The sequence below is a fragment of the Agromyces sp. Y558 genome (genome assembly GCF_059445415.1).
In genome coordinates, this window is the sequence record NZ_JCAIUH010000003.1 from 121,645 (window position 1) to 147,303 (window position 25,659).

Here is a 25,659-nt window from a genome sequence, read left to right on the forward strand (position 1 = left end):
GCGAGCACCCACCGACGACGAAGGCCCCGCGAGCGGGGCCTTCGTCGTTTCGTGAAGCAGTCCCTGATCGAACTCAGTGCACGATCGAGTGGCCCTCGGTCGCAGGTGCGCCCGAGTACATCGCCTCGACGTGCGGTGCGAAGTCGGCGAGGATGATGTTGCGCTTGATGCTCATCTTCGGCGTCAGGTGGCCGCTCTCTTCGGTGAGCTCGATCGCGAGCAAGGTGAACTTGCGGATCGATTCTGCACGCGAGACGGTCTCGTTGGCCGCATCGATCGCACGCTGCACCTCGGCGAGCACCGCCGGGTTGACGGTCGCCTCGTCGATCGACATGCCGGCATCTTCACCGTTGTTGTTGAGCCAGACGGGCAGCATCTCGGGGTCGAGGGTGATCAGCGCCGAGATGAACGGCTTCTTGTCGCCGACGACGATGATCTGGCCCACGAGCGGGTTCGCGCGAATGGGGTCTTCGAGCGTGGCGGGGGCGACGTTCTTGCCACCCGCTGTGACGATGATCTCTTTCTTGCGCCCCGTGATCGTGAGAAAGCCGTCGGCGTCGAACGAGCCGATGTCACCGGTAATGAACCATTCACCGTCGAACGACGCTGCGGTCGCCTCGGGGTTCTTCCAGTACTCCTTGAAGACATCGATGCCCTTGACCTGGATCTCACCGTCGTCGGCGAGGCGTACGGCGACACCGGGGAGCGGGGGGCCGACCGTGCCGATCTTCGACTTGTTCGCGAGGTTCACCGTTGCGGGCGCCGTGGTCTCGGTGAGGCCGTAGCCCTCGAGGATCGTGATGCCGAGGGCGTGGTAGAAGTGGCCGAGGCGCGGGCCGAGCGGGGCGGAGCCCGACACGGCGTACTTGACATTGCCGCCCATCGCCGCGCGCAGCTTGGAGTAGACGAGGGTGTCGAAGAGCTTGAACTTGAGCTTCAGGCCGAAGGGGACCTTGCCACTCTCTTTCGCGGTCGAGTAGGCGACCGCGGTGTCGGCGGCGGAACGGAAGATCTTGCCCTTGCCGCCGGCTTCGGCCTTCTGCTCGGAGACGTTGTAGACCTTCTCGAAGACTCGCGGCACTGCGAGCAGGAATGTCGGCTTGAAGCTCGCCAGCGAGGGGAGGAGCTGCTTGGTGTCGGGCTGGTGGCCGACGCGCACGCCGGCGTGCACGGAGAGCACCGCGATGAAGCGCGCGAACACGTGCGCTGTCGTGATGAAGAGCAGCGTCGAGGCGCCGCCGGGGTCGGACACGACCTCGCTGAGGGCGACCGCGGAGTTGCGGGAGAGCTCCACGAAGTTCGAGTGGGTGAGCACGCACCCCTTAGGCCTACCGGTCGAGCCGGAGGTGTAGATGAGCGTGGCGATGTCGGAGCCCACCGCGAGGCTGCGACGACGCTCGATCTCTTCGTCGGGAACCTCGGTGCCGCCGGCGATGAGCTTGTCGAGGTCGCCGAGGTCGATCTGCCAGGTTTCGCGGATCAACGGGAGATCGGGGTGCACCTCGTCGAAGCGTGTGAAATGGTCGGGCGTTTCGACGATGAGGGCGATCGCGCCGGAATCGCTGAGGTTCCAGCGCACCTGGGCGGGCGCACTCGTCTCGTACACCGGCACGAGCACGGCGCCGGCGAACCAGGTCGCGAAGTCGATCAGGGTCCACTCGTATCGGGTCTTGCACATCAGACCGATCTTGTCGCCCGGCTGGATGCCGGCCGCGACGAGCCCTTTCGAGAGTGCGATGACCTGGTCGTAGAACTCCTTGGTGGTGACCGGAGTCCAGCCGCCGTCAGTGGTCGGGAGCGAGAACAGCACGGAGTCGGGCGTCGCAGCGACGCGGTCGACCAGCAGGTCTGTGGTGTTCGCCTCGGGGTCGGCGGCAACCACAGGTGGGGTGGCGAATTCGATCACGGTAGCTCCTTCGGCACCGGGAGGGTTGCACGCGGCTCGGGTACCAGCGCGAACCGCGGCAATGGGGGTCTACTACACTCTAGTCGTTGCTCGTGCGGCCCCAGGTCTCGGCTCGATCACGCTCGTCCCCATCTGAAAGGCAGCCTCCTGGTGCACGCGATCGGAATCGACATCGGTGGAACGAAGATCGCCGGAGCGGTCGTCGACCAGCTCGGCAACATCGTCGCGAACGAGCGAGTCGCCACGCCGGCCGGTGACGCGAGACTGCTCGAAGACGCGGTCGTGCGAATGATCGATTCCCTGCGCGCCGGTGCAGAGGCCGAGATCGTGGCGATCGGGGTGGCGGCGGCGGGTTTCGTCGATGCGGCGCACTCCACGGTCTACTACGCACCGAACATCGACTGGCGCAACGAGCCCTTCCGCGAGAAGCTCGAAGCCCGGGTCGGCACTGCCGTGGTCGTCGACAACGACGCCAACGCGGCGGGCTGGGCGGAGTTCCGGTTCGGGGCGGGCCGCATGGTCAGCGACATGGTGATGCTCACGATCGGCACCGGGGTGGGCGGCGCGATCGTCGCCGGCGATCGCCTCTTCCGTGGGGGCTTCGGCGCCGGTGCGGAACTCGGTCACCTCAGGGTGGTGCCCGACGGGCTTGCGTGCGGGTGCGGCCAGCGCGGGTGCATCGAGCAGTACGGTTCGGGCCGGGCGCTGCTGCGCATGGCGAACGAGATCGCCGATGCCGGCGGCATCGGCCAGAACCTTGCGCGGGTACGCACCGAGCACGGCGGACTCGACGGGCACCTCGTCGGCGCGCTCATCGAGTCCGGCGACCCCGGTGCGATCGCTGCGCTGCGCCAGTTGGGCCACTGGCTCGGGCAGGCCGCGGCGAGTCTCTCGGCGGTGCTCGATCCGCAGCGCTTCGTCTTCGGTGGTGGGGTTGCGGCGGCCGGAGAGCTGCTGCTCGAGCCGATCCGCGCGGCCTTTCTCGAACACCTGCCGGCCCGCGGCTACCACCCCGAAGCCGACTTCGTGATCGCCGAACTCGTCAACGACGCCGGGGTCGTCGGCGCGGCCGACCTCGCGCGAGTCTGGGTCGCCGAGCACGCCTGAGCCGCCGGCGCTAGGCTGAATCGGCGACGCTCGGCCGGGTCGCTGCCGCAGTGGGAAGGAGCTTCAGGGTGTTCTACTGGATCATGAAGCACCTCGTCATCGGGCCGATCCTCCTCTCGATCTTCCGACCGTGGGTCGTCGGCCTCGAGAACGTGCCCAAAGAGGGGCCCGTCGTGCTCGCCTCCAACCACCTCTCGTTCATCGACTCGATCTTCCTGCCGCTCATCGTCGACCGCCCGGTCGCCTTCCTCGCCAAGAGCGAGTACTTCACGGGCAAGGGACTGAAGGGCTGGGCGACGAGACTGTTCCTCAAATCGGCAGGGCAGCTCCCGATCGACCGATCGGGCGGCAGGGCCTCCGAGGCGTCGCTCGAGACAGGGCTGCGCGTGCTCGGCGACGGCAAGATCCTCGGCATCTACCCCGAAGGCACCCGCAGCCCCGACGGCAAGCTGTATCGAGGGCGCACCGGTGTCGCCCGCATGGTGCTCGAAGCCGGTGTCCCCGTGATCCCGGTGGCGATGATCGGCACCGAGCACGTGATGCCGATCGGCACGCGCCTGCCGAAGGTGCGACGCATCGGCATCATCCTCGGCGAGCCGATCGACTTCAGTCGCTTCGAGGGGCTCGAGGGCGACCGATTCGTGCTGCGTTCCGTGACCGACGAGCTCGTCTACGACCTCCGCGGGCTGAGTGGTCAGGAATACGTCGACGTCTACGCCAGTTCGGTCAAGGAGAAGCGCGCTCCGCAATCGCGATAGGCTCGTTCAGCGGCGGCGCAACGTGCGTCGCCTTTCTCTTTCCCGGCGCGATCGTGCGCCCGAATCCCTCAGGACATCCCGTGGTAGAGCTCGTCGAGCCGGTCGTGAATGCAGATCCCTCCGTGATTGCCGGCCTCGACTATTGGCGCACCCTCCCCATCAAGCAGCAGCCGACGTGGCCTTCGCCCGAGGCCGCCCACGCGGCATCCGCTGAACTCTCAACGCTGCCGCCGCTCGTCTTCGCGGGCGAGGTCGACATCTTGCGCGACCGTCTGGCCGCGGCCTCCAGAGGCGAAGCCTTCCTGCTCCAGGGCGGCGACTGCGCCGAGACCTTCGCGGGCGCCACGGCCGACCAGATCCGCAATCGTGTGAAGACCGTGCTGCAGATGGCGGTCGTGCTCACCTACGGCGCGTCGATGCCGGTCGTGAAGATGGGTCGCATGGCGGGTCAGTTCGCCAAGCCCCGCTCGAGCGACAGCGAGACTCGCGGAGATGTCACGCTTCCCGCCTACCGCGGCGACATCGTGAACGGGTACGACTTCACGCCCGAGTCCCGTGCCGCCGATCCGGCGCGGCTCATCAAGGGTTACCACACCGCCGCCTCGACCCTCAATCTCATCCGTGCGTTCACCCAGGGCGGGTTCGCCGACCTCCGGCAGGTGCACTCGTGGAACCAGGGGTTCGCGTCCAACCCCGCCAACGCTCGCTACGAGACCATGGCCCGCGAGATCGACCGCGCGATCAAGTTCATGGAGGCGTGCGGCGCCGACTTCGAAGCGATCAAGCACACGGAGTTCTACACCGGCCACGAAGGCCTGCTCATGGACTACGAGCGGCCCATGACTCGCATCGACTCGCGTACGGGCACGCCGTACGACACGTCGGCCCACTTCATCTGGATCGGCGAGCGTACGCGCGAGCTCGACGGCGCACACGTCGACTTCCTCTCGCGGGTGCGCAATCCGATCGGCGTGAAGCTCGGCCCGTCGACGACACCCGAGACCATGCTCGAGCTCGTCGAGAAGCTCGACCCTGAGCGCGAGCCCGGCCGCCTCACCTTCATCACGCGCATGGGTGCCGGCAAGATCCGCGACGCGCTGCCGCCACTCCTCGAAGCCATCAAGGTGAGCGATGCCAACCCGGTGTGGGTCACCGACCCGATGCACGGCAACGGCATCACCACGCCCAACGGCTACAAGACGCGTCGCTTCGACGACGTCGTCGACGAGGTCAAGGGCTTCTTCGAGGCGCATCGCGACGCCGGAACGCACCCGGGCGGCATCCACGTCGAGTTGACCGGCGACGATGTCACGGAGTGCCTCGGCGGCTCCGAGCACATCGACGAAGAGACCTTGGCGACGCGCTACGAGTCGCTCTGCGACCCGCGCCTCAACCACATGCAGTCGCTCGAGCTGGCCTTCCTCGTGGCCGAGGAACTCGCAGCTCGCTGAGTTGGAGCGCGGGGCGTCCGGTGGCGGGTGCCCCGCGCACCGCTCGTGAGCGGGCGGCCGGCGTCAGGCCGTTCGTCCGATCCGTTCCGCTCCGATCTGCTCAGAGCGTGAGCGTGCCGACGAGCTTCACTGCGCTCCCGCGCACTGCCTGCGCGTCCGCGGCGGGGTCTTGCGAGGTCACGGTGACGAACGCCAGGAACGGTGTAGGGAAGCTGTGTGCGACGGTGAACTCCGCCGCCTCGAGCGCCTCGATCGCATCGGAGAGCTTCATGCCGACGACGTTCGGCACGCTCACGAGGTCTTGGCCCTTCGAGATGACCACATCGATCGAGTCGGCGGGTCGCACGGGATCGGTGTTCGCACTCGCGCTCAACACGGCGTCGGCCGGAATGGCACCGGAGTTGTCGAACTCGGAGCCGACCTCGTTCATGGTCAGGTCCGCGGCGGCGAGCGCGGCCTCGGCCTCCGCCCTGGGCATGCCGACGACATCGGGCACGGCGCCGGCCGAGACCACAAGGGTGAGCTTGCCGAGTTCGGGGTACTCTGCGCCGACCGCATTGCCGTCGGCGTCGAGCACGTCGATGACGAGGTCGGCCGGCAAATCGGTCGAGAACTGCATGGCGCTGCCTTCGGCGACCGTGAAGTCGCTGAGCGCGGCGCGGGCTTCGGCGGAGGGGGAGCCTCGCACCTCGGGAACCGGCAGGATGCTCGGCCCCTTCGAGACGTAGAGCGTGACGAGCGAGCCGCGTTGTGCCTGCGATCCGGCTTCGGGGTCTGTGCCCGAGACCTGGCCGATCGGCACCACGGGGTCGTTACGTTCGGCGGGCTCGACCGTGAACCCGGCCTCTTCGAGCAAGGTCGTCGCGCTGTCGGGTGCGAGGGTCGCGGTCTCGGGCACCTGGGTGAGCGCACCCGGCCCCGCGCCGAAGTACCAGCCGGTGCCTGCGGCGAGGCCGGTGAGGAGGACGACGAGGGTGAGGATCCAATAGCCGCGCCGTTTGCGGCGATCTGCATTCTTCGCGAGCGCGGCGGTGTCGTCGCCGTCGGATGCCTCGAGGGTCGCTGTCGAGGCGATCGATGCCGCTGCCCCGCCACCGTTGAGCACGCGGGTCTCCGCTGTCGCAGCACCGGCAGGCAGCGCCGAAGCGGGCAGCACCATCGTCGCCTGGGTGGAGAGCGGAAGGTGCGATGAACGGATCGACGGCTCGACCTCGCGCAGACGGTCGAGCATCTCGCGAGCGTCGTTCGGTCGCTCCTCGGGGTCGCGGGCCGTCGCCCAGAGCACGAGCTCGTCGAGTTCGACCGGCACCGCGGGGTTCTTGGAGCTCGGCGTGGGTACTTGGTCGTTCGCGTGCTGGTATGCGATCGCCATCGGCGCTTCGCCGACGTAGGGCTGCTCGCCCGTGAGCATCTCGTACATCATGATGCCGACGGCGTAGATGTCGCTGCGAGCGTCGGCGACGCCACGGGTGACGAGTTCGGGGGAGAGGTAGGCGATCGTGCCGAGCAGTGCCTGCCCGGTCGCGGTGTTCGCGCTGGCGGCCCGTGCCAAGCCGAAATCACCGAGCTTGATGCGCCCGTCGTCGGCGAGCAGCACGTTCTCGGGCTTGAGGTCGCGATGCACGATGCCGGCCTTGTGCGCGGCTGCCAGCCCTGACAGCACGGCGTCCATGATGTCGACGGTCTGCTCGGGCGTGAGCTTCTTGTAATCCTTCAGCAGGTCGCGGAGCGTGATGCCCGGCAGATATTCCATGACGAGGTAGGCCATGTCGGCGTCTTGGCCCTGATCGAAGACGTTCACGACGTTCGGGTGGGCCAGTCGCGCGGCCGAGCGAGCCTCTTGCACGAAGCGCGTCTTGAACGTGTTGTCGTCGGCGAGATGGCCGTGCATGATCTTGATCGCGACCCGGCGCTCGAGGCGCAGGTCGGTCGCGAGGTACACAGTGGCCATGCCGCCGCGAGCGATCCGCGAGCGCACCTGATAGCGGCCGTCGATGAGACGGCCGATCATGGGATCTGCGGGCGCGGTGGTCACCCTTCGAGTCTACGAAGAGGTATATGCCGCAGTCGGCGCAAACGCCGACGGCGCGCCGATCGCAATCCCATCGTGATGAGCGGGACCACCGATCAGCCGAGCTCGGAGAGCCAGGCCCTCGCCGACGCCTCCCACTTCGCGTAGTGGTCGGGGTGTGCGCTCAACTGCACGGCTTGCGCGGCCTGCGTGACGGTCAGCGCCTCCCAGCCCACGATGTCGAGGAGCCCCCGGGTGCGCCCGGGATTCGGGTTCGCGGCGCCCCCATAGAACGCCGTCGACGCCCGAACCGGGTCGAGTACCTCCTCGACGGTGCCCCAGCCTTGACTCGGACGTTGCTGGAAGAGCCCGAGCGAGTCGGCGTCGCCGTGGCTCGAGTTCTTCAGTCCTGATTCCTGTGCGGCCGAGGCGAGGGCGATGACGATGCCCTGGTCGGAAACGCCGAGTGCGCGGCCGACGTCGATGACGATTCGAGCGTTGGCGCGCATCTCGTCGGTGAGGGCGACACTCACCGACGCGACGGCCACAATGGCGACGGGCCGGGCGATGCGCAGTACCTGCCCTGCGCGGATGACCCCGGAAGCATCGAGTCCGTTGGCCGCGATGAGTTCCTGCACGCCGATATCGTGGCGCGCCGCGATATCCCAGAGCGTGTCGCCATCCACGACGACATGGGTGTCGGCGGTGACCGGGTCGGCGGGCGGCTGCGGTGCGGGTGCCGGTGCAGCCGGGGCCGGCGCATCCACTTCGCCGGCCCCGGGAGGCAGCACGATCGACTGACCGGGGAAGATCAGGCTCTGCCGGCTGAGCCCATTGACGCTGAGCACCTGGTCGAGCGAGAGCCCGTAGGCCGCGGCGATTCCGCTCAGCGTGTCGCCTGCGGCGACAGTGTGGCGGGAGAGTTCGGTGGCGACAGGTGCGGGCGCAGGAGCGGGTGCCGACGCCGCGCTGTCGCCGGGCAGGGCGAGTCGCTGGCCCGGGAAGATCAGGCTCGACCAACCGAGTCCGTTCAACGCCAGGATGTCGGCGGTGGCAACGCCGTATCGTTCGGCGATGCCGCTCACAGTGTCGCCGTCGCCGACGGTCACTTCGCCGGGCACGGTGGCGGCCGATGCCTCACTCGACGCGGGCGGGGTGGTCGATGCACTCGCAGCCTTCGCCTTCAGCAGCCGTTTCGCCGATTGAGGCACTGCCTCGGCGGGCTGTGCGATGCCGAGCGTGACGGCGATCGTCGAGGCGACCGCGAGCGGCAGCGTGATCAGTCGACGGATGCCTCGACGGCGGCGTGGCATGTCGAACTCCGCCCGTCGCGAACGAGCCGTCGGGTCGGGTTCAGGTTCGGTCTCGGCTTCGTACGACATCGTTCCCCCTTCGCCGGCGCGCTGCTCCCGGCCCCCGCGGCAACCGTCGCATAGCCCCTCGGACGAGTCAAACACCTCCGCGCGAGTCCGGTGAAGCCGTGCCGCGGCGCCCTGCGGCCGCTCTCGCTCAAGTCCGGGTTCCGGAGTGGGCCCAGGTCATGGCAGTCTTGATCCGTGACCGATGCTGCTGCCGAGACCGACTGGCTGACTGTTCCCGACCTCGTCGAGATGCTCGGGCAGAGCCCGAGTCGCATCCGCCGACTCATCGACGACAGGCATCTGCTCGCCACGCGGGTCGACGGTGTCCTGAAGGTGCCCTCGGCGTTCATCCGAGACGATGCGCCCCTGCCCGAACTGCACGGTACGGCGAACGTGCTCGCCGACGCGGGCTTCACCGACACCGAAGCACTCGAGTGGATGCTCGCCGAGGAAGACAGTCTCGGCACCTCGCCGATCGCCGCCCTCAGGGCGGGCCGAAAGGCCGAGGTACGACGCATCGCGCAAGCCCTCGCCTGATCCGAAGCCGTCCCGGCGCCTCGCGGCGCTCGCGGGCTCGGTGATTCAGCTCGCCCGACGGGTGACCGTCTTGGCGAGTGAACCGAGCTCGGCTCGGGCATCGCGACTGAGCGGTGCGTCCTCGAGCGCCGCCATCGCCTTCGCGACATTCGTGGTGATGAGCGCTTCGACCTCGTCGACCGCGCCGCACTCACGGATCGTGCGCTGCAGCATCCGCACCTGTTCGGGCGCGAGGTCGGGGTCGCCGAGGAGTTCGTCGAGCAGTCGACGCTGGCCGGGTGCGAGTCGTTCGCGGGCGATGGCGATGAGGATGGTCCGCTTGCCTTCGCGCAGGTCGTCGCCGCTCGGCTTGCCGGTGACCTCCGGGTCGCCGAAGACGCCCAGCAGGTCGTCGCGCAGCTGATAGGCGATGCCGAGCGGCAGGCCGAACGCTCGAAGGGCGCCGAGTTGGGCGCTCGTGGCTCCGGCGATCGCACCGCCGATCACGAGGGGCGCCTCGACGCTGTACTTGGCCGACTTGTAGATGATGACGCGCTCGGCGCGGAGCCGCTGTTCCGATTCGGGCTGGGCGAGCCAGGCGCGTTCTTCGAGGATGTCGAGATACTGACCGGCCGTCACCTCTGTGCGCATGCGCATGAACTCGCCGCGCGCGGCGCGCGCGGCTTCGCGATCGGGCAGCGGCGAGAGGCCCTCGTCGAGGAGCTCGTCGCTCCACCCGAGCAGTAGGTCGCCGAGCAGGATCGCCGCGGCACGGCCGAAGTCGGGGGAGCTGCCTGCCCAGCGGGAATCCGTGTGCAATTGCTCGAAGAGCCGATGGGCCGACGGAGCACCGCGCCGCGTATCGGAGTTGTCGATGATGTCATCGTGCAGCAGGGCGGCGGCGTGGAACATCTCGAGCGCGGACGCCGCGGAGACGATGGAGAACCGGTCGCGCCCGTTGTCGGCGGCGAACGGGTCGAACCCGTGTGCTCCGACGGCTTCCCAGCCCCAGTAGCAGAACAATGCCCGGAAACGTTTGCCTCCGCTGAGAAAGCGCCTTGAGAACTCATCGAGCGGCTCGAGGTCGGGGCTGATCGAGCGGAGAATGGAGGTGCGTTCGGCGAGGAAATCCTCGATGCGTTCGTGCACCAAATCGATCAGTCGGGAACCGTGAGCCACCTGCCTAGCCTAGCGAGGCGGGGCAGGGCTAGAATGAACTCGGATGCGCCGATCCCGAAGCCTGAGGGGAGTGAGATGCCGCTTTCAGAGCAGGAACAACGTCTTCTCGAAGAGATGGAGCGGAACCTCTATCGCAATGACGCCGACTTCGTGCAAGCAGTCGGCGGCGTTCGAGGTCGCCGACCGAACTACCGGGCGATCGTGCTCGGTGTACTTCTCGCCGTCGCCGGTGCCGGCGCACTCATTGCGGGGGTGGCATCGCAACTGCTCATCGTCGGCGTCATCGGGTTCGCCCTGATGTTCGCGGGTGTGCTCGTCGCTATCACGCCGTCGAAGCGGGGCGCTGCCACGGCCGCACCTGCCGAGCCCGCCGCCGCGGCCCAGGGTAGCCGCCGCTCGGGCGGCGGCTTCATGGACCGCATGAACGATCGTTGGGATCGCCGCCAGGAGGGCCGCGACTGATCCCTCCACTCTCCACCACCTGAACGGGTCGATCTTCGGATCGGCCCGTTTTTTCGTGCGCCGGGCGTCGAGATCGTTCGATCGGACCGCCCGGCCGGAGCCATCCGTCGCCGATCACGCCCGTTCCCTGCCGGGCGCGGCGCAACTCCCTCCACTCCACTCCACGCCAGGCTTTCCCACTGTTGCCGGGAAACTCACAGGCGGTTGACGAGGAAAACGAGCGAATGTCGTTGATTGGTGGATGAGAGTGGAGTAAAGTGGGGTTACCTGGATTCTGGCCGGAGGAAAGGGGGTGATGTGGTGTTCCTCGGTAGCTATGAACCAAAGCTTGATGAGAAAGGCCGTGTCATTCTTCCGGCGAAGTTCCGGGAGGAGCTTTCGAGCGGCCTCGTGCTCACGCGCGGGCAAGAGCACTGCATCTACGTGTTCAGCGCACGGGAGTTCGAGAGCATGAGCGACAAGATCCGCCAAGCCCCGGTAACGAGCAAGCAGGCGCGCGATTACATGCGCGTCTTCCTCTCGGGGGCTTCTGCGGAGACCCCTGACAAGCAGCATCGCGTCACCATCCCCGCAACGCTTCGTGCGTACGCGGGCCTCGACCGCGACCTCACGGTCATCGGTACGGGCAGCCGTGTGGAGATCTGGGACGCGACGGCATGGGCGACCTACCTCGCCGAGCAAGAGGCGGCCTTCGCGGACACGGCGGAGGAGGTGATCCCCGGACTCTTCTGAACCTCGGGCTCCGACTCCCAGCCGGCCGCGCCTGGTGCACTTCCCCGCATCAGGACGAACGGATGGGGATCGGAACCCGAGGCCCGGAAGGCAAGGCAGATCATGGACATCGAACGCATTCACACCCCGGTCATGCTCGAGCGCACGCTCGAGCTCCTGGCCCCTGCCATCGAGGGCGACGGCGCCGTGCTCGTCGACGCGACGCTCGGCATGGGCGGTCACGCGGCCGCGCTTCTCGAGCGGTTCCCGAAGCTCACCGTCATCGGCCTCGACCGCGACACCGATGCACTCGCCATCGCACGCGAACGACTCGCGAAGTTCGGCGACCGCGCTCGATTCGTGCACACGGTCTACGACGGCATCGAGCGCGCTGTGCGGTCGGAGGGGTTCCGCGAAGTGCAGGGCGTGCTCTTCGACCTCGGCGTCTCCTCGCTCCAGCTCGACCGGGCCGAGCGCGGCTTCGCGTATTCGAAAGACGCCCCGCTCGACATGCGCATGGACTTCACGAGTGGTCGCACCGCCGCCGACGTCATCGCTGAAGAGAGTGAAGAGGAACTGCGCCGCATCTTCCTCGACTACGGCGAAGAGAAGCTCGCTGCGCGATATGCACGAGCCATCGTCAAGGCACGAGCGGATGCTCCGATCACCCGTTCATCCGAGCTCGTCGCCGTCATCCAGACCGCGACCCCGGTCGCCGTGCAACGTCAGGGGCACCCCGCCAAGCGCGTCTTCCAGGCACTTCGCATCGAGGTCAACGAAGAATTGTCGGTGCTCGAGCAGGCCATGCCCGCAGCACTCGAGACGATCGCCGTCGGCGGTCGCATCGTCGTGCTGGCCTATCAATCGCTCGAGGACCGCATCGTCAAGCGCGCGCTCAGCGCCGCATCGAGTTCCACTGCCCCTGCCGGACTGCCGATGGAGCTGCCCGAACACCGCCCCGTGTTCAAACTCCTCGTGCGGGGCGCCGAGCTCGCGAGCGAGGCTGAGCAGGCGGAGAACCCGCGTGCGAAGCCGGTGCGACTGCGCGCAGCCGAACGAGTGCGGAGGCCGTCATGAGTGCTGTGCCCATCCAGTCCCTCCCCGTGCCGCGCCGGGGCACCCCCGACCGCGCACCGCGGCGTCTTCGACCGGCGCCCGAACGCGCCGTCCGTGCCGTTCGCGCGAAGCCGAGACTCGCCTACGCCGTCATCGCCCTCGGGGGAGTCGCCGCCATCATCGTCGCCCAGCTGCTGCTCTCGATCGCCGTCACTCAAGGGGCATACGACATCGACGCGCTGCAGACGCGCCAAGCGGCGCTCGCCCGCGAAGAGGCAACGCTCGCAGAGGACCTCGACCGCGTCGAGTCTCCCCAGTTCCTCGCGACGAAGGCCGAGGGGCTCGGCATGGTGCCGAACTCGAGCCCCGTGTACCTCCGACTTTCCGATGGTGCGGTGCTCGGCCAGCCCACCGCAGCATCGGGCGGCGCGGGTGCATCCGCGCCGCTCGTCCCGAATGCATTGATCGACGGCGTGCCGCCTGGCGCCGAGCAGCCGTCAGGAGAGACTCCGACCGGGGGAGTTCCCGGCGATGCGGCGGCCGACGTACCTGCTGGCGCACCGGCAGCACCGCCCGCCGACGGGGGTCTGCCGACTCCCGCCACGCACTGACCGTACGACCATTGGGAAGGCTCGATGAACCGCACCAGCCGTCACCCGATGCGGCGGATCCTCTTCTCCGCGGCCGTGCTCGTCGCAGTGGTCGGCGTCTTCGTCGTGCGCCTCGTCGACATCCAGGTCGTGCGGGCGTCGGAACTCAATGAGCAGGCCCAGGACGCGCGCTCCCAACCGGTCACGGTCCATGGGGCGCGAGGCGACATCGTCGACGCCAACGGCAAGGTGCTCGCCGACAGCGTGATGCGGTACGACATCGTGCTCTCGCCGAAGCAGGCGTCGAAGGCGGTCGTCGAGCGCGAAGTGCCCGACCCCGACAAGCCAGGCGAGCTCAAGGACGTCGAGGTGCCAATGGCCGACCTCGCTGCCGAACTCGGCGCCGAAGTCGGCCTGACCGGCGACCAGGTGCAGGGCATCATCACATCAGAGCTCGCCGAGAACGCGAACGCCGACTACGCCTACGTCGCCAAGCTCGTCGACACCGAGACCTACGAGCGGGTGAAAGCACTCGAGATCCCGTGGGTCTACGCTGACGAGCACCCCAGCCGCCGTTACCCCAACGGCGCCGTCGCTGGCAACCTGCTCGGCTGGGTCGGCACCGACGGCGAGCCCGCGGCCGGACTCGAGCTCTCTGAGAACGAGTGTCTCGCGAGCGAGAACGGCAAGGTCAGCTGGCTGCACAGCCTGCAGGACTGGGTGAAGATCCCCGGCACCGAGACCGTGCACAAGCAGGCACGCAACGGCGGCACGCTGAAGCTCACGATCGACACCGACCTGCAGTGGGAAGTACAGCGCATCGCCCAGGCGCAACGCCAGGCCGTCGGCGCCTCGTGGGCGATGGTCACCGTCATGGAAGTCAAGACCGGTCGACTCCTCGCCGTGGCCGACGTGCCGACCGTCGACCCGAACGACCCCGCCGCCACCGACAAGGACGATCGCGGATCGCGGTCGTTCACCGCGCCGTTCGAGCCGGGCTCGACGTTCAAAGCTCTCACCGCGGCATCCGTCATCAATGCGGGCAAAGCCGACCCGCTCAGCCAGGTCGTCGCGCCGTACCGATACAAGCCCTCGAACGGGGCCGACATCAATGACAGCGCCCGTCACGACGACCAGCAGCTCACGCTCACCGGCGTGCTCATCGAGTCGTCGAACACCGGAATGTCGAAGTTCGGCGAGTTGATGACCGACCGAGCGCGCTACGACGACATGCTCAAGTTCGGTCTCGGGGCCGAGACCGAGGTCGGCTTCCCGGCCGAGGAGCCCGGCGATCTGCACGGCGACCCCGATGAGGACTGGGACAACCAGACGAAGTACGCCACGATGTTCGGTCAGGGCCTCACGACGACCGCCGTGCAGATCGCGAGCGCCTACCAGACCATCGCCAACGGCGGAGTGCGCATGCCGGTCAGCCTCGTCGACGGCTGCGTCAGCGATGACGGCACCGCAACCACACCGCCGTCGCAGGGCACCCAAGTCATCTCCCCAGAGGCCGCAGGGCAGACGAGCCAGATGCTCGAGCGCGTGTACCAGGATGCCTGGCTCTCCGACGAATGGAACATCCCCGGCTACCGCGTCGCGGCGAAGACCGGAACGGCCCAGGTACCTGACGGCAACGGCGGTTACCTCAAGGAGTATCTCGTCTCCGTGTCGGGCTTCGCGCCCGCTGATGACCCCCAGTTCGTCGTTTCGGTGAGCTACATGAATGCCGTTAAGATGAATTCGTCCGCCGCATCCGCTCCCGTCTTCCAAGAGGTGATGAGCCAGGTGCTGAAGAAGTACCGGACCGTTCCATCCGGCGCCCCGGCGCCCGAGCTGCCAGCTACCTGGTGAGAAAGTTGGGTTCGTGACCGGATCGCCTCTCACGGCCCTCCGGCCGAAGCACCCGAGCGCTCGATCGCTCTCCGGCCTCGCCGAAGCGTTCGGGTTCGCCGTGCTCGGCGACATCAGTGGAATCGAGGTGACCGGCGTCGACCTGTCATCGAAGGCCGTACAACCCGGCGACCTGTATGTCGGCGTTCCCGGGCGCAACGCGCACGGCGCCGAGTTCGCGGCTGCAGCGCGCGACGCGGGCGCGGTCGCGCTGCTCACCGACGCCGCCGGCGCCGAGCTCGCGTCCGACGCAGGCCTTCCGATCCTCGTCACGGCCGACGCGCGCGCGGCGCTCGGCGACGTCGCCGCGTGGATTCACCGCACCGCCGAGAACCCCGCGACGCTCTTCGCCGTGACCGGTACGAACGGCAAGACGAGCGTCGTCTACCTGCTCTACGGCATCCTGCGCCAGCTCGGTGTCACGGCCGGGCTCACCTCGACCGCCGAACGCCGCATCGGCGATGAGGCCGTCACGAGTTCGCTCACCACTCCCGAGGCGAGCGAACTGCACGCCCTGCTCGCCCGCATGCGCGAGGTCGAGGTGGGAGCCGTCGGCGTCGAGGTCTCCGCACAGGCGCTTTCACGCCATCGCGTCGACGGTCTCGTCTTCGACGTCGTCGGCTTCACGAACCTCACCCACGACCACCTCGACGACTACTCGTCGATGGACGAGTACTTCGAGGCGAAGCGCGAGCTGTTCCAGCCCGAGCGTGCGCGTCGCGGCGTGGTCACGATCGATTCGGAGTGGGGTCGTCGCCTCGTCGCAGAGTCGCGCATTCCGGTGACGACGCTCACGGCCGTCGATGGAGTCGACGCCGATTGGCGCATCACCGTGCTCGAAGAAGGCGCCGACCACACCTCGTTCCAGCTCGAGGGGCCCGGCGGACGCCGGCTCGAGACGCAGGTTCCACTGCTCGGGTGGTACATGGCGGCCAACGCGGCACTCGCAATCGTCATGCTCGCCGAAGCCGGCTACGATCTCGACCTGATCGCCGCGGCGCTCGAACGCGATGGCGGCGTCAACGCTTACATCCCCGGCCGCGCGGAGCGAATCTCGGGTGACCGGGGCCCCGTCGTCTACATCGACTACGGCCACAGCCCCGACGCGTTCCTGCAGACGCTCGGCGCCATCCGGCGCAGCACCGCCGGGCGCATCGTCATGGTCTTCGGCGCCGACGGCGACCGCGATACGACGAAGCGCGCCGAGATGGGCGCGATCGCCGCCCGTGGCGCCGACGTACTCGTCGTGACCGACTTCCACCCGCGGTTCGAAGATCCGGCGGCCATCCGCGCCGCGCTCATCGCCGGCGCTCGCACTGCCGTGCCCGAGCGCGAGATCCACGAGATCGCCGACCCGCAGGCGGCCTTCCGTGCCGCGCTCGCCCTTGCAGGCGAAGGAGACGCGATCCTCTATGCGGGCCCGGGGCACGAGGACTATCACGAGGTGAAGGGTGTGAAGATCCCGTATTCGGCGAGAGAAGACTCCAAGCGGGCGCTGCGCGACGCGGGGTGGCTGGAATGATCGCCCTGACCTTGGCCGAGATCGCCTCGGCCGTCGGCGGCGTGCTCCGGCTCGACGGCACGAACGCCGCTCCCGAGACGATCATCGACGGCACGGTCACGACCGACTCGCGTGAGATCGGAGTCGGGGGAGTCTTCGTCGCCAAGCGCGGCGAGTTCGATGACGGCCACCGTTTCGCGCCCGCCGCGGCGGAACAGGGCGCCGCCCTGCTCATCGTCGAGCACGCGCTCGAGCTGCCGGTGCCTCAGATCGTCGTCACCGATTCGGTCGACGCCCTCGGGGCACTCGCGACCGAGGTCGTGCGCAGGGTCCGCGAGCTCGGTCGTCTCCGCATCGTCGGCGTGACCGGCTCGAACGGCAAGACGACCACGAAGAACCTGCTGCGCACCGTGCTCGAGCAGGTCGGCCCGACCGTCGCTGCACGGGCGTCGTTCAACAACGAGGTCGGTGCTCCGATCACGATGCTCGAACTCACCTCTGAAACCGAGTTCCTCGTTGCCGAGATGGGGGCATCGGCGGTCGGCGAGATCGCCCGGCTCGTGCGCATGGCCCGCCCCGACGTCGGCATCGTACTGAAGGTGGGCCTCGCACACGCCGGCGAGTTCGGCGGCATCGAACAGACCGTGCGCGCGAAGTCCGAGATGGTTACCGACCTCCTCGAGACGGATGTCGCGGTGCTGAACGCCGATGACCCGCGGGTGGTGCCCATGGCGGATCTGACGGCGGCGCGCGTCGTCTGGTTCGGATTCGGCGAGTCCGCCGACGTGCGCGCCACCGACATCCAGGCGCACGCACGCGGTACCGAGTTCACCGTCACGGTGCCGGGCGGCGAATCGGCACGCGTGCGCTTTTCAGTGCTCGGCGAGCACCACGTCATGAACGCACTCGCGGCGATCGCGGCATCCGTCGAACTCGGTGTACCGCTTGCCGCGGTCGTCGATGCGCTCGAGCAGGTGACGCTCGCCGAACGCTGGCGCATGCAGGTCATGGGCGGCCGCGACGGTGTGACGATCATCAACGACGCCTACAACGCGAGCCCCGACTCGATGTCGGCCGCACTCAAGACGCTCGCACAGGTGAAAGCGCCCGGCTCGCGCACGATCGCGGTGCTCGGCGAGATGAGCGAGCTCGGCGAGTTCTCGGGCGAGGAGCACGACCGCATCGGCCTGCTGGCCGTGCGCCTCGGCATCTCGCAGCTCGTCGTGGTGGGGGCCGGCGCCAGGCGCCTGCACATCACGGCGATCAACGAGGGCTCGTGGGACGGCGAATCCGCCTTCGTCGAGTCCGCAGACGAGGCATTCGACCTCGTTACGGCTTCCGTGCGCCCCGGCGACACGGTATTGGTGAAATCGTCGAACGCGGCGGGCCTCCGCCACCTCGGCGACCGACTGGGAGAATGGTTCGCGTGAGCACTGTGCAGGAACTCGGCGGGACTGGGCAGATGATCGGCCTGCTCGAAGACCGATTGGGAGAATGGTTCGCGTGAGAGCACTGCTGACCGCTGGGGCGTTGTCGCTCGCCTTCACGCTGTTTCTGACCCCGCTGTTCATCCGGCTGTTCACGCGGCTCGGGTGGGGGCAGTTCATTCGCGACGACGGGCCGAAGAGCCATCACGTCAAGCGGGGCACGCCCACCATGGGTGGCATCATCTTCATCCTGGGCACGCTCTTCGGCTATTTCACCGCGACCCTGCTCGTGAGCGACGAGCCGCCGACTGCCTCGGGATTGCTCGTGCTGCTGATGATGGTCGGCCTCGGCCTGGTGGGCTTCGTCGACGACTTCCTGAAGACGCGCAAGAAGCAGAGTCTCGGACTCGGCGGCTGGGCGAAGGTGGCCGGACAAGTGGTCATCGCGGCGACTTTCGCGCTGCTGGCGCTGCAATTCCCGAGTCGGCAGGGGGGAGTCACCCCCGCGAACACCAAGATCTCGTTCATCCGCGATCTCCCGCTGGATTTCATGGTGTTCGGCACGGTCGTCGGCATCGTGCTGTACGTCATCTGGATCTGTCTGCTCGCCGTCGGCACATCGAATGCCGTCAACGTCACCGACGGGCTCGACGGGCTCGCCACCGGTGCGTCGATCCTCGCGATCGGCTCATTCGTGATCATCGGATTCTGGCAGTTCAACCAGTCGCGCTTCAGTGTCAACCTGAATCAGAACGATCTATACCGCAGCTACGACGTGCGCGACCCGCTCGACATCGCGATCGTGGCGACGGCGATCGTCGGCGGGCTCATCGGATTCCTCTGGTGGAACACGAACCCCGCGAAGATCTACATGGGCGACACGGGCTCGCTCGCGCTCGGCGGCGCGCTCGCGGCGCTCGCGATCGTCAGCCACACCGAACTGCTCCTCCTCCTCATCGGCGGCCTCTTCGTCATCGAGACGGGCTCGGTCATCGTGCAGCGCGCGTACTTCAAACTCACGCACGGCAAACGCATCTTCCTGATGAGCCCGATCCACCACCACTTCGAACTGAAGGGCTGGGCCGAGGTCACGATCGTGGTGAGGTTCTGGATCATCGGTGGCCTCCTCGTCGCCGCGGGCGTCGGCGCCTTCTACTTCGAGTGGCTGCAGAGCTGATGACGGATGCCGCAACTCCCGTGCCCGATCGCCTCGATTCGCTGACCAGCTGGAACGCCGACTGGTCGGGGCTTCGCGTCGTCGTGCTCGGACTCGGTGTCACGGGGTTCGCCGTCGCCGACACGCTCACCGAGCTCGGCGCGAAGGTGATGGTTGTCGCGCCCGAGGTCGACGACGACCGTGCCCGCATTCTCGAGGTGATCGGAGCGGAGCTGCTGCGGCATCCGCTCGATGCCGTGCCGACCGCGGTCGTGCAGTTCGCACCCGAACTCGTCGTCGCCTCACCGGGCTTGCCCCCCGATCATCCCGTGCTCGCATGGGCCGCGACCGAGTCGGTCGCGGTGTGGGGCGACATCGAGCTCGCCTGGCGCGTGCGAGACAAGGTCGAGGCTGCCGAGTGGATCCTCGTGACCGGGACGAACGGCAAGACCACGACCGTGCAGATGACGGCGACATTCTTGGCTGCCAACGGCCTGCGCGCGGCACCGTGCGGCAACATCGGGGTTCCGGTGCTCGATGCCGTGCGCGACCCCGGCGGCTTCGACGTGCTCGTCGTCGAACTCTCGAGCTACCAGTTGCATCATCTGCCGAAGACCGGACCAGGCGCGCTGCACCCGTGGGCGAGCGTCGTGCTGAACGTGGCCGACGACCATCTCGACTGGCACGGCTCACCCGAGGCGTATCGCGCCGCGAAGGCGACGGTCTACGAGAACACGAAGGTCGCGTGCGTGTACAACCGCGCCGACGAAGCGACCCGTCGCATGGTCGAAGAGGCCGAGGTCGAAGAGGGCGCCCGCGCCATCGGGTTCGGACTCGACGTGCCCGGCCCGAGCGACTTCGGCGTCGTCGACGGAATTCTCTGCGACCGGGCGTTCCTCGACGATCGTCGTTCGGCAGCGCTCGAGATCATCACGCTCGACGAGCTGGAGCCGCATGGACTCGCCGCACCGCACGTCGTGGCGAACATCCTCGCCGCGTCAGCGCTCGCGCGTTCGTTCGGGGTGCCGGTGGGCGTGATTCACGACGCGCTCGGCGAATTCCGGCTCGACGCGCACCGCATCGAGACGGTCGCGGTCGCCGGTGGCGTCCGCTGGGTCGATGACTCGAAGGCGACGAACCCGCACGCGGCCGAAGCCTCGTTGCGCGCCTTCGGCAAGGTGGTCTGGATCGTCGGCGGTCTGCTGAAGGGCGTCGACGCCGACTCGCTCGTCGCTGCGCACGTCGGGCGGTTGCGCGCGGCGATCGTGATCGGCGTCGATCGCGCATCCCTCGTTGCCGCGTTCCGCCGACACGCCCCCGCGCTGCCGCTCTTCGAAGTGGCGACGGATGACACTGAAACGGTGATGCCCGACGCGGTCGCCTTGGCCGTGAGGGTTGCTGAAGACGGCGACACTGTGCTGCTTGCGCCTGCTGCGGCGTCGATGGACCAGTTCGCCGACTACGGCGACCGCGGGCGGCGGTTCCATGACGCAGTCCGATCGATGCTGGGGGGTGAGGCGCATGGCGACGCCGCCCCGCGCGAACCGCTCCCAGGAGCCTGACCGGCCGGGCGTCTCCGCCGCCCGCATCCGGCTCGGCCGCGTGTTCCGCGTCGAGTCGGCCGACTACTTCCTGCTCCTCGGCACCACGCTCTTCCTCGTCGTCTTCGGACTCGTCATGGTGCTTTCGGCATCCGTCGTGCAATCGCATCTCGAAGACGAGAGCTTCTTCGCCCAAGCGTTGCGGCAGGCGCTCTACGCCGTCTTCGGCGTTCCGATCATGCTCATCGCGAGCCGCATGCCCGAGCGGTTCTGGATGCGGATCGCATGGCCGGTGCTCATCGTGTCGTGCTTCCTCCAGCTCCTGGTCGTGGCGACTCCGCTCGGCATCAAGGTCGGCGGCAACACGAACTGGATCCAGCTGGGGCCCATGCAGTTCCAGCCGTCGGAACTCATCAAAGTCGCCCTCGTCATGTGGCTCGGGCTGATCGTCACGAAGAAGGCGGCGCTGCTCGGAAATCTCGTGCACGGCATCCTGCCGATCATCCTCGTCGGCGGCGGTGCGATCGGGCTCGTGCTGCTCGGCGGCGACCTCGGCACCGTCATGGTCATGGGGGCGATGCTGCTCGGCGCCCTGTTCCTCATCGGCGTGCGATTGCGGCTGCTGGTTCCACCGATCCTCGCCGCGGGTGTCATCTTCGTGCTCGTCGCGATCTCGAGCGAGAGCCGCCTCCGACGCATCACCTCGTTCCTCGACGCGAACTGCGAGAGCGGCGGCTCGGGCGACGCGGTCAGCGATTGCTGGCAGATCCAGCATGGCTCGTTCGCCCTCGCCAACGGCGGCATCTTCGGCGTCGGCCTCGGCAACTCGGCCGCGAAATGGTCGTGGCTGCCGGCCGCCGACAACGACTTCATCTTCGCCATCATCGGCGAAGAACTCGGGTTGATCGGCGCGATCGTCGTCATCGCCATGTTCGTACTGCTCGCCGTCGCACTCAGTCGCGTGCTGCGCGGGGCTCGCACCCCGTTCGCCCGTGCCGTCTCTGCGGCGGTGCTCGTGTGGATCATCGGTCAGGCATGTGTCAATATCGGTGTCGTGCTCGGCGTCTTCCCTGTTCTCGGTGTGCCTCTGCCTCTCGTCTCGGCGGGTGGCACGGCTCTGCTCACCACACTCTTCGCGATCGGCATCGTGTTGTCGGTCGCCCGCGACCCCGATGCGGCTTCTCGTGCCGCCGCTCGGGCCGCGTCGCGCAAGAAGACACGCGCGGCGTCTGCGAGAGCACCGCGATGACCGTCTACCTCCTCGCCGGCGGGGGCACAGCCGGACACGTGAACCCCTTGCTCGCGGTCGCCGACCGGTTGCGCGAGCGCGACCCGGCGGCAACCGTGCTCGTGCTCGGCACGGCCGAGGGACTCGAGGCGCGGCTGGTGCCCGCTCGCGGCTACGAACTGCTGACCATCCCCAAGGTGCCGTTCCCGCGGCGCCCGAACCATGCGGCTCTCGCCTTCCCAGCGCGATTCCGCGCGTCGATCGAGTCGGTCCGCGCCATCATCGACGAGCGCAGGGTCGAAGTCGTCGTGGGGTTCGGCGGCTACGTCTCGACGCCGGCGTACCTGGCCGCACGCCGGGCCGGCATCCCGGTGGCGATCCACGAGGCCAACGCGAAGCCCGGTCTCGCCAATCGGCTCGGCGCCCGATTCGCCGCAACCGTCGGCGTCGCATTCGAGGGCACCCCGCTGCCCGGCGCCCGCCTCGTCGGCATGCCACTTCGTCGTGAGATCGAGACGCTCGACCCTCCCGCACTCCGCGACGATGCGGCCGCACATTTCAGTCTCGACCCGTCCCGGCCGGTGCTCCTCGCCACGGGCGGTTCGCTGGGCGCGCGCCGCATCAACCGCACGATGGTCGACTCGGCGGCCACGATCACGGCTGCCGGCTGGCAGGTGTTGCACGTCACGGGCGCGAACGCAGAGGTCGCCGACCCTGGCGTCGTGGACTATCGCATGGTCGAGTACGCCGACCGCATGGACCTCGCTCTCGCGGTCGCCGATGTCGCCGTCTCGCGCGCCGGCGCCGCCACGGTCAGCGAGCTCGCGGCGCTCGGCATCCCGGCTGTGTTCGTGCCGTACCCCGTCGGCAACGGCGAGCAGCGCTTCAACGCGGCCGGCGTCGTCGAAGCCGGCGGCGGCGTGCTCGTCGACGATGCCGCCTTCGTTCCCGAGTGGGTCGCAGCACAGCTGCTGCCGTTGCTCACCGATTCCGACCGCCGTCGCGGAATGGCGACAGCCGCGGCATCCGTCGGGTTCCGTGACGGCACCGACCGCATGGTGGCGCTCGTCGACGAGGCGCTCGGCGAGGCAGCCGGCGACCGCGCGCGAGGCGCGTAACGTTGAGTGAGCGGATGTCGCGGCATCCGCTCCCATCGAATCCAGCGCCTGTCGGGCGCACCCGCGAACGACCGACCGCATTCCGACCGTACCGAGGAAGAACAGCCGCACCGTGACGATCAAGCCCGACCTCTCAGCCCCGATCCCCGCCGAACTCGGCGCCGTGCACTTCGTCGGCATCGGCGGATCGGGCATGAGCGGCATCGCGCGGCTCATGCTCGGGGCGGGGCACCGGGTCACGGGCTCCGACGCTCGCGATTCCGACAACATCGCCGCCCTCCGGGCGCTCGGTGCAGAGGTCGCGATCGGCCATGACGCGGCGAACCTCGCCGACGACGTCGACACGGTCGTCGTCACCGGGGCGCTCTGGCTCGACAACCCCGAATACCAACTCGCCCTCGAGCGCGGTCTGCCGATTCTGCACCGCTCGCAGGCCCTCGCCGCACTCATCGCGGGCCAGCGGCTCGTCTCGGTCGCCGGCGCGCACGGCAAGACCACCTCGACCGGCATGATCGTCACCGGCCTGCTCGCGCTCGGTGAAGACCCGAGCTTCGTCAACGGCGGCGTCATCGAAGAACTCGGAGTCTCTTCCGCGTCGGGCGACGGTGAGCTGTTCGTGGTCGAGGCCGACGAGTCCGACGGCTCCTTCCTGCTCTACGACACCTCGGTCGCGCTCGTGACGAACGTCGATCCCGACCATCTCGACCACTACGGTTCGCTCGAGGCGTTCGAGCAGGCCTTCGTCGATTTCGCCGATCGGGCCCGAGAGTTCGTCGTGATCTCCTCCGACGACGTCGGCGCGGCACGGGTGGCCTCGAGACTCACGCACGAGCGAGTGATCACCTTCGGCGAGGCGGCGGATGCGACGGTGCGCGTGCACTCCATCGCAACCGACGGCCCCGTGGCATTCGCCGTCTCCTACCTGGGTTCCGACTATCGCGCCCAGCTCCGCATCCCGGGGCGGCACAACGCGATCAACGCGGCGGGCGCGTTCGCGGTGCTCGTGGGCCTCGGCTTCGACCCCGGGGCATCCCTCGCCGGCATCGCGCGGTTCGCTGGCACCGGCCGACGTTTCGAACTGCACGGCACGGTCGGCGGCGTGAGCGTCTATGACGACTACGCGCATCACCCGACCGAGGTCGCAGCCGCGCTATCGGCTGCACGAACGGTCGTGGGGGAGGGGCGCATCATCGCGGTGCACCAGCCGCACCTCTACAGTCGCACGCGCATCTTCGCCAAGGAGTTCGCGGAGGTGCTCGAGCAGTACGCAGACGAGACCGTCGTGCTCGATGTCTACGGTGCAAGGGAAGACCCCGAGCCCGGCGTGACGGGAGCCCTTGTGAGCGAGCGTTTCGACGACCCCTCGCACGTGGCATTCGTGCGCGACTGGCAGGAGGCCGCCGACTACACCGCGGGCATCGCACGTGCCGGCGACTTCGTGATCACCCTCGGCTGCGGTGACGTGTACCGTCTCGTGCCGCAGCTGCTCGGGTCGCTCGAGCAGCAGCGCGGATGACGGTGATGCCACGGTGAAGCGGCCGGAGGGGTTCGACGGGCCGGTCGCGCGAGCACCGCGCTCGAGGCGTCCGGCTTCCCCGGATCCTGCCGACGCGGGCCGCCGGCAGTCATCGGCCGGCGCATCCGAACCAGTGGTTTCCCGGGCCGGAGCGACGAAGCGCGCCAGCGCCCCGAGTTCGTCCTCGTTCGATCCCGACCATATCTCGACCGAGCCGATCGATGTCGTCACCGCAGCCCCGGTGTCTTCGATCGTGCCGGGATCGTCGCGACAGGGAGTTGCCGCACCAGTGCCCGATTCACAGGCGGACGCTCCCGCCGATGGCCGAACAGAAGTCGACCGGCTGCCACGGGATGCACGGGCCGCCAAGCGTGCGGTCGCGGCCGCCGCGAGGGAACGGCGCCGCTATGAGCGCCACGAGGTTCGGCGCTTCACGAAGCGGTCCCGGCGCCGGCGCATCGGCTGGTCGGTCGTGCTCGGCTCCGTCGCGGCGCTCGTCGTGGTGGTCGCGGTTGCCGCCTACTCGCCGTTGATGGCGCTGCGCGAGGTGCGCGTCGAGGGCGCATCGCGCATCCCGGTCGCCGAGGTGCAGGCGGCGTTCTCAGACACCCTCGGCACGCCTCTACCGCTGATCGCGAGCGCCGATGTGCTCGCTGCGCTCTCGGACTTCCCCCTCATCGAGACGTACTCGACGGAGACCATCCCGCCCGGAACCCTCGTCGTGCGAATCGTGGAGCGCGTTCCGGTGGGTGTCGTCGACACCGGCGAGGGACTCGAACTCGTCGATGCTGCGGGCGTCGTCATCGAACGCCCCGCCGAACGGCCTGAGGGGCAGCCGCTCATCGTCGCGGAGGGTGGAGTCGCGGGCGAGGGATTCCGTGCCGCCTCGGCGGTGATCAGGAGCTTGCCGGCCGAGGTGCGCGCCCAGCTCGTGGGGGCATCGGCCGCGACGGCCGACGATGTGCGCCTGGAGCTCTCGACGGGGGCGACCGTCGTGTGGGGAAGCTCCGAGGATTCCGCGCAGAAGGCGACGGTGCTCGCCAAGCTCATGGTCGCCGCTCCGCCCGATGTGGTCGGCGAGTACGACGTCTCGTCTCCGACGAGCGCCGTCACGCGGTGACCGAGGGGCCTGCGAGGCTGTTTTCGGGCTGATCCGGGACGCGGTTCGCGA

General features: G+C 68.3%; 21 protein-coding genes. 17 read left to right on the forward strand and 4 right to left on the reverse strand.

Annotated elements, in window-relative coordinates; all coding sequences use genetic code 11:
• Positions 1 to 73: 73 nt before the first annotated feature.
• The gene (locus tag AC1C2T_RS15370) at positions 74 to 1,906 is read right to left on the reverse strand and encodes an AMP-dependent synthetase/ligase (protein WP_495385893.1); all 1,833 of its coding nucleotides are present in this window, start codon (positions 1,904 to 1,906) and stop codon (positions 74 to 76) included.
• A gap of 150 nt (positions 1,907 to 2,056) precedes the next feature.
• On the opposite strand from AC1C2T_RS15370, the gene AC1C2T_RS15375 reads away from it, so the two are divergent.
• From AC1C2T_RS15375 to AC1C2T_RS15385, 3 genes are all read left to right on the forward strand, one after another.
• On the forward strand, positions 2,057 to 3,013 hold the full coding sequence (locus AC1C2T_RS15375) for an ROK family glucokinase (protein ID WP_495385894.1): 957 nt from the start codon (positions 2,057 to 2,059) through the stop codon (positions 3,011 to 3,013).
• A 68-nt stretch (positions 3,014 to 3,081) separates the two neighbouring features.
• A complete protein-coding gene (locus AC1C2T_RS15380; protein WP_495359768.1) occupies positions 3,082 to 3,771 on the forward strand; it encodes a lysophospholipid acyltransferase family protein in 690 nt (229 codons plus the stop codon).
• A gap of 80 nt (positions 3,772 to 3,851) precedes the next feature.
• Complete coding sequence (locus AC1C2T_RS15385) at positions 3,852 to 5,222, forward strand: class II 3-deoxy-7-phosphoheptulonate synthase (RefSeq protein WP_495385895.1); 1,371 nt, start codon at positions 3,852 to 3,854, stop codon at positions 5,220 to 5,222.
• Positions 5,223 to 5,322: 100 nt separating this feature from the next.
• Here the strand turns inward: AC1C2T_RS15385 and pknB are convergent, their stop codons facing one another.
• Positions 5,323 to 7,257: a Stk1 family PASTA domain-containing Ser/Thr kinase gene (gene pknB / locus AC1C2T_RS15390; protein ID WP_495385896.1), complete on the reverse strand. Its 1,935-nt coding sequence runs from the start codon at positions 7,255 to 7,257 to the stop codon at positions 5,323 to 5,325.
• Between the two features lie 92 nt (positions 7,258 to 7,349).
• Positions 7,350 to 8,615, reverse strand: a complete 1,266-nt coding sequence (locus AC1C2T_RS15395) for a LysM peptidoglycan-binding domain-containing protein (RefSeq protein ID WP_495385897.1) — start codon at positions 8,613 to 8,615, stop codon at positions 7,350 to 7,352.
• 174 nt (positions 8,616 to 8,789) lie between these two features.
• Here AC1C2T_RS15395 and AC1C2T_RS15400 point away from each other — a divergent pair, with 174 nt between their 5' ends.
• Positions 8,790 to 9,131: an Rv2175c family DNA-binding protein gene (locus AC1C2T_RS15400; RefSeq protein WP_495385898.1), complete on the forward strand. Its 342-nt coding sequence runs from the start codon at positions 8,790 to 8,792 to the stop codon at positions 9,129 to 9,131.
• A 45-nt stretch (positions 9,132 to 9,176) separates the two neighbouring features.
• Here AC1C2T_RS15400 and AC1C2T_RS15405 read toward each other — a convergent pair whose 3' ends face one another.
• Positions 9,177 to 10,289 (reverse strand): polyprenyl synthetase family protein, encoded by a 1,113-nt coding sequence (locus AC1C2T_RS15405; RefSeq protein ID WP_495385899.1) that lies wholly within the window; start codon positions 10,287 to 10,289, stop codon positions 9,177 to 9,179.
• A 75-nt stretch (positions 10,290 to 10,364) separates the two neighbouring features.
• On the opposite strand from AC1C2T_RS15405, the gene AC1C2T_RS15410 reads away from it, so the two are divergent.
• The 13 genes from AC1C2T_RS15410 to AC1C2T_RS15470 all read left to right on the forward strand — a co-directional run bounded on the left by AC1C2T_RS15410 (position 10,365) and on the right by AC1C2T_RS15470 (position 25,608).
• Positions 10,365 to 10,751 carry an SCO2097 family morphological protein gene (locus AC1C2T_RS15410; protein WP_495359774.1) on the forward strand — a complete coding sequence of 129 codons (387 nt, stop codon included), beginning with the start codon at positions 10,365 to 10,367 and terminating at the stop codon, positions 10,749 to 10,751.
• Positions 10,752 to 11,051: 300 nt separating this feature from the next.
• The gene (gene mraZ, locus AC1C2T_RS15415; RefSeq protein WP_115958231.1) at positions 11,052 to 11,483 is read left to right on the forward strand and encodes a division/cell wall cluster transcriptional repressor MraZ; all 432 of its coding nucleotides are present in this window, start codon (positions 11,052 to 11,054) and stop codon (positions 11,481 to 11,483) included.
• A 102-nt stretch (positions 11,484 to 11,585) separates the two neighbouring features.
• Positions 11,586 to 12,539 carry a 16S rRNA (cytosine(1402)-N(4))-methyltransferase RsmH gene (gene rsmH, locus AC1C2T_RS15420; RefSeq protein WP_495385900.1) on the forward strand — a complete coding sequence of 318 codons (954 nt, stop codon included), beginning with the start codon at positions 11,586 to 11,588 and terminating at the stop codon, positions 12,537 to 12,539.
• Complete coding sequence (gene ftsL / locus AC1C2T_RS15425) at positions 12,536 to 13,129, forward strand: cell division protein FtsL (RefSeq protein WP_495359776.1); 594 nt, start codon at positions 12,536 to 12,538, stop codon at positions 13,127 to 13,129. Before rsmH ends, ftsL begins: the two co-directional genes overlap by 4 nt.
• 24 nt (positions 13,130 to 13,153) lie before the next feature.
• On the forward strand, positions 13,154 to 14,962 hold the full coding sequence (locus tag AC1C2T_RS15430) for a peptidoglycan D,D-transpeptidase FtsI family protein (protein ID WP_495359777.1): 1,809 nt from the start codon (positions 13,154 to 13,156) through the stop codon (positions 14,960 to 14,962).
• 13 nt (positions 14,963 to 14,975) lie between these two features.
• Positions 14,976 to 16,523, forward strand: coding sequence for a Mur ligase family protein (locus AC1C2T_RS15435; protein WP_495385901.1), 1,548 nt, complete (start codon positions 14,976 to 14,978; stop codon positions 16,521 to 16,523).
• Positions 16,520 to 17,932 carry a UDP-N-acetylmuramoyl-tripeptide--D-alanyl-D-alanine ligase gene (locus tag AC1C2T_RS15440; protein WP_495385902.1) on the forward strand — a complete coding sequence of 471 codons (1,413 nt, stop codon included), beginning with the start codon at positions 16,520 to 16,522 and terminating at the stop codon, positions 17,930 to 17,932. The genes AC1C2T_RS15435 and AC1C2T_RS15440 overlap by 4 nt, the downstream gene beginning before the upstream one ends.
• Before the next feature lie 73 nt (positions 17,933 to 18,005).
• Positions 18,006 to 19,106 (forward strand): phospho-N-acetylmuramoyl-pentapeptide-transferase, encoded by a 1,101-nt coding sequence (gene mraY, locus AC1C2T_RS15445; protein ID WP_495359780.1) that lies wholly within the window; start codon positions 18,006 to 18,008, stop codon positions 19,104 to 19,106.
• Positions 19,106 to 20,647: a UDP-N-acetylmuramoyl-L-alanine--D-glutamate ligase gene (gene murD / locus AC1C2T_RS15450; RefSeq protein ID WP_495386130.1), complete on the forward strand. Its 1,542-nt coding sequence runs from the start codon at positions 19,106 to 19,108 to the stop codon at positions 20,645 to 20,647. The genes mraY and murD overlap by 1 nt, the downstream gene beginning before the upstream one ends.
• Positions 20,607 to 21,875 (forward strand): putative lipid II flippase FtsW, encoded by a 1,269-nt coding sequence (ftsW, locus tag AC1C2T_RS15455; RefSeq protein ID WP_495385903.1) that lies wholly within the window; start codon positions 20,607 to 20,609, stop codon positions 21,873 to 21,875. The genes murD and ftsW overlap by 41 nt, the downstream gene beginning before the upstream one ends.
• A complete protein-coding gene (murG, locus tag AC1C2T_RS15460) occupies positions 21,872 to 22,972 on the forward strand; it encodes an undecaprenyldiphospho-muramoylpentapeptide beta-N-acetylglucosaminyltransferase (RefSeq protein ID WP_495385904.1) in 1,101 nt (366 codons plus the stop codon). The genes ftsW and murG overlap by 4 nt, the downstream gene beginning before the upstream one ends.
• A gap of 112 nt (positions 22,973 to 23,084) precedes the next feature.
• Entirely contained in the window at positions 23,085 to 24,488 is a 1,404-nt protein-coding gene (gene murC / locus AC1C2T_RS15465; protein WP_495385905.1) for a UDP-N-acetylmuramate--L-alanine ligase, read from the forward strand.
• Positions 24,489 to 24,777: 289 nt separating this feature from the next.
• On the forward strand, positions 24,778 to 25,608 hold the full coding sequence (locus AC1C2T_RS15470; protein ID WP_495385906.1) for a cell division protein FtsQ/DivIB: 831 nt from the start codon (positions 24,778 to 24,780) through the stop codon (positions 25,606 to 25,608).
• Positions 25,609 to 25,659: the final 51 nt, after the last annotated feature.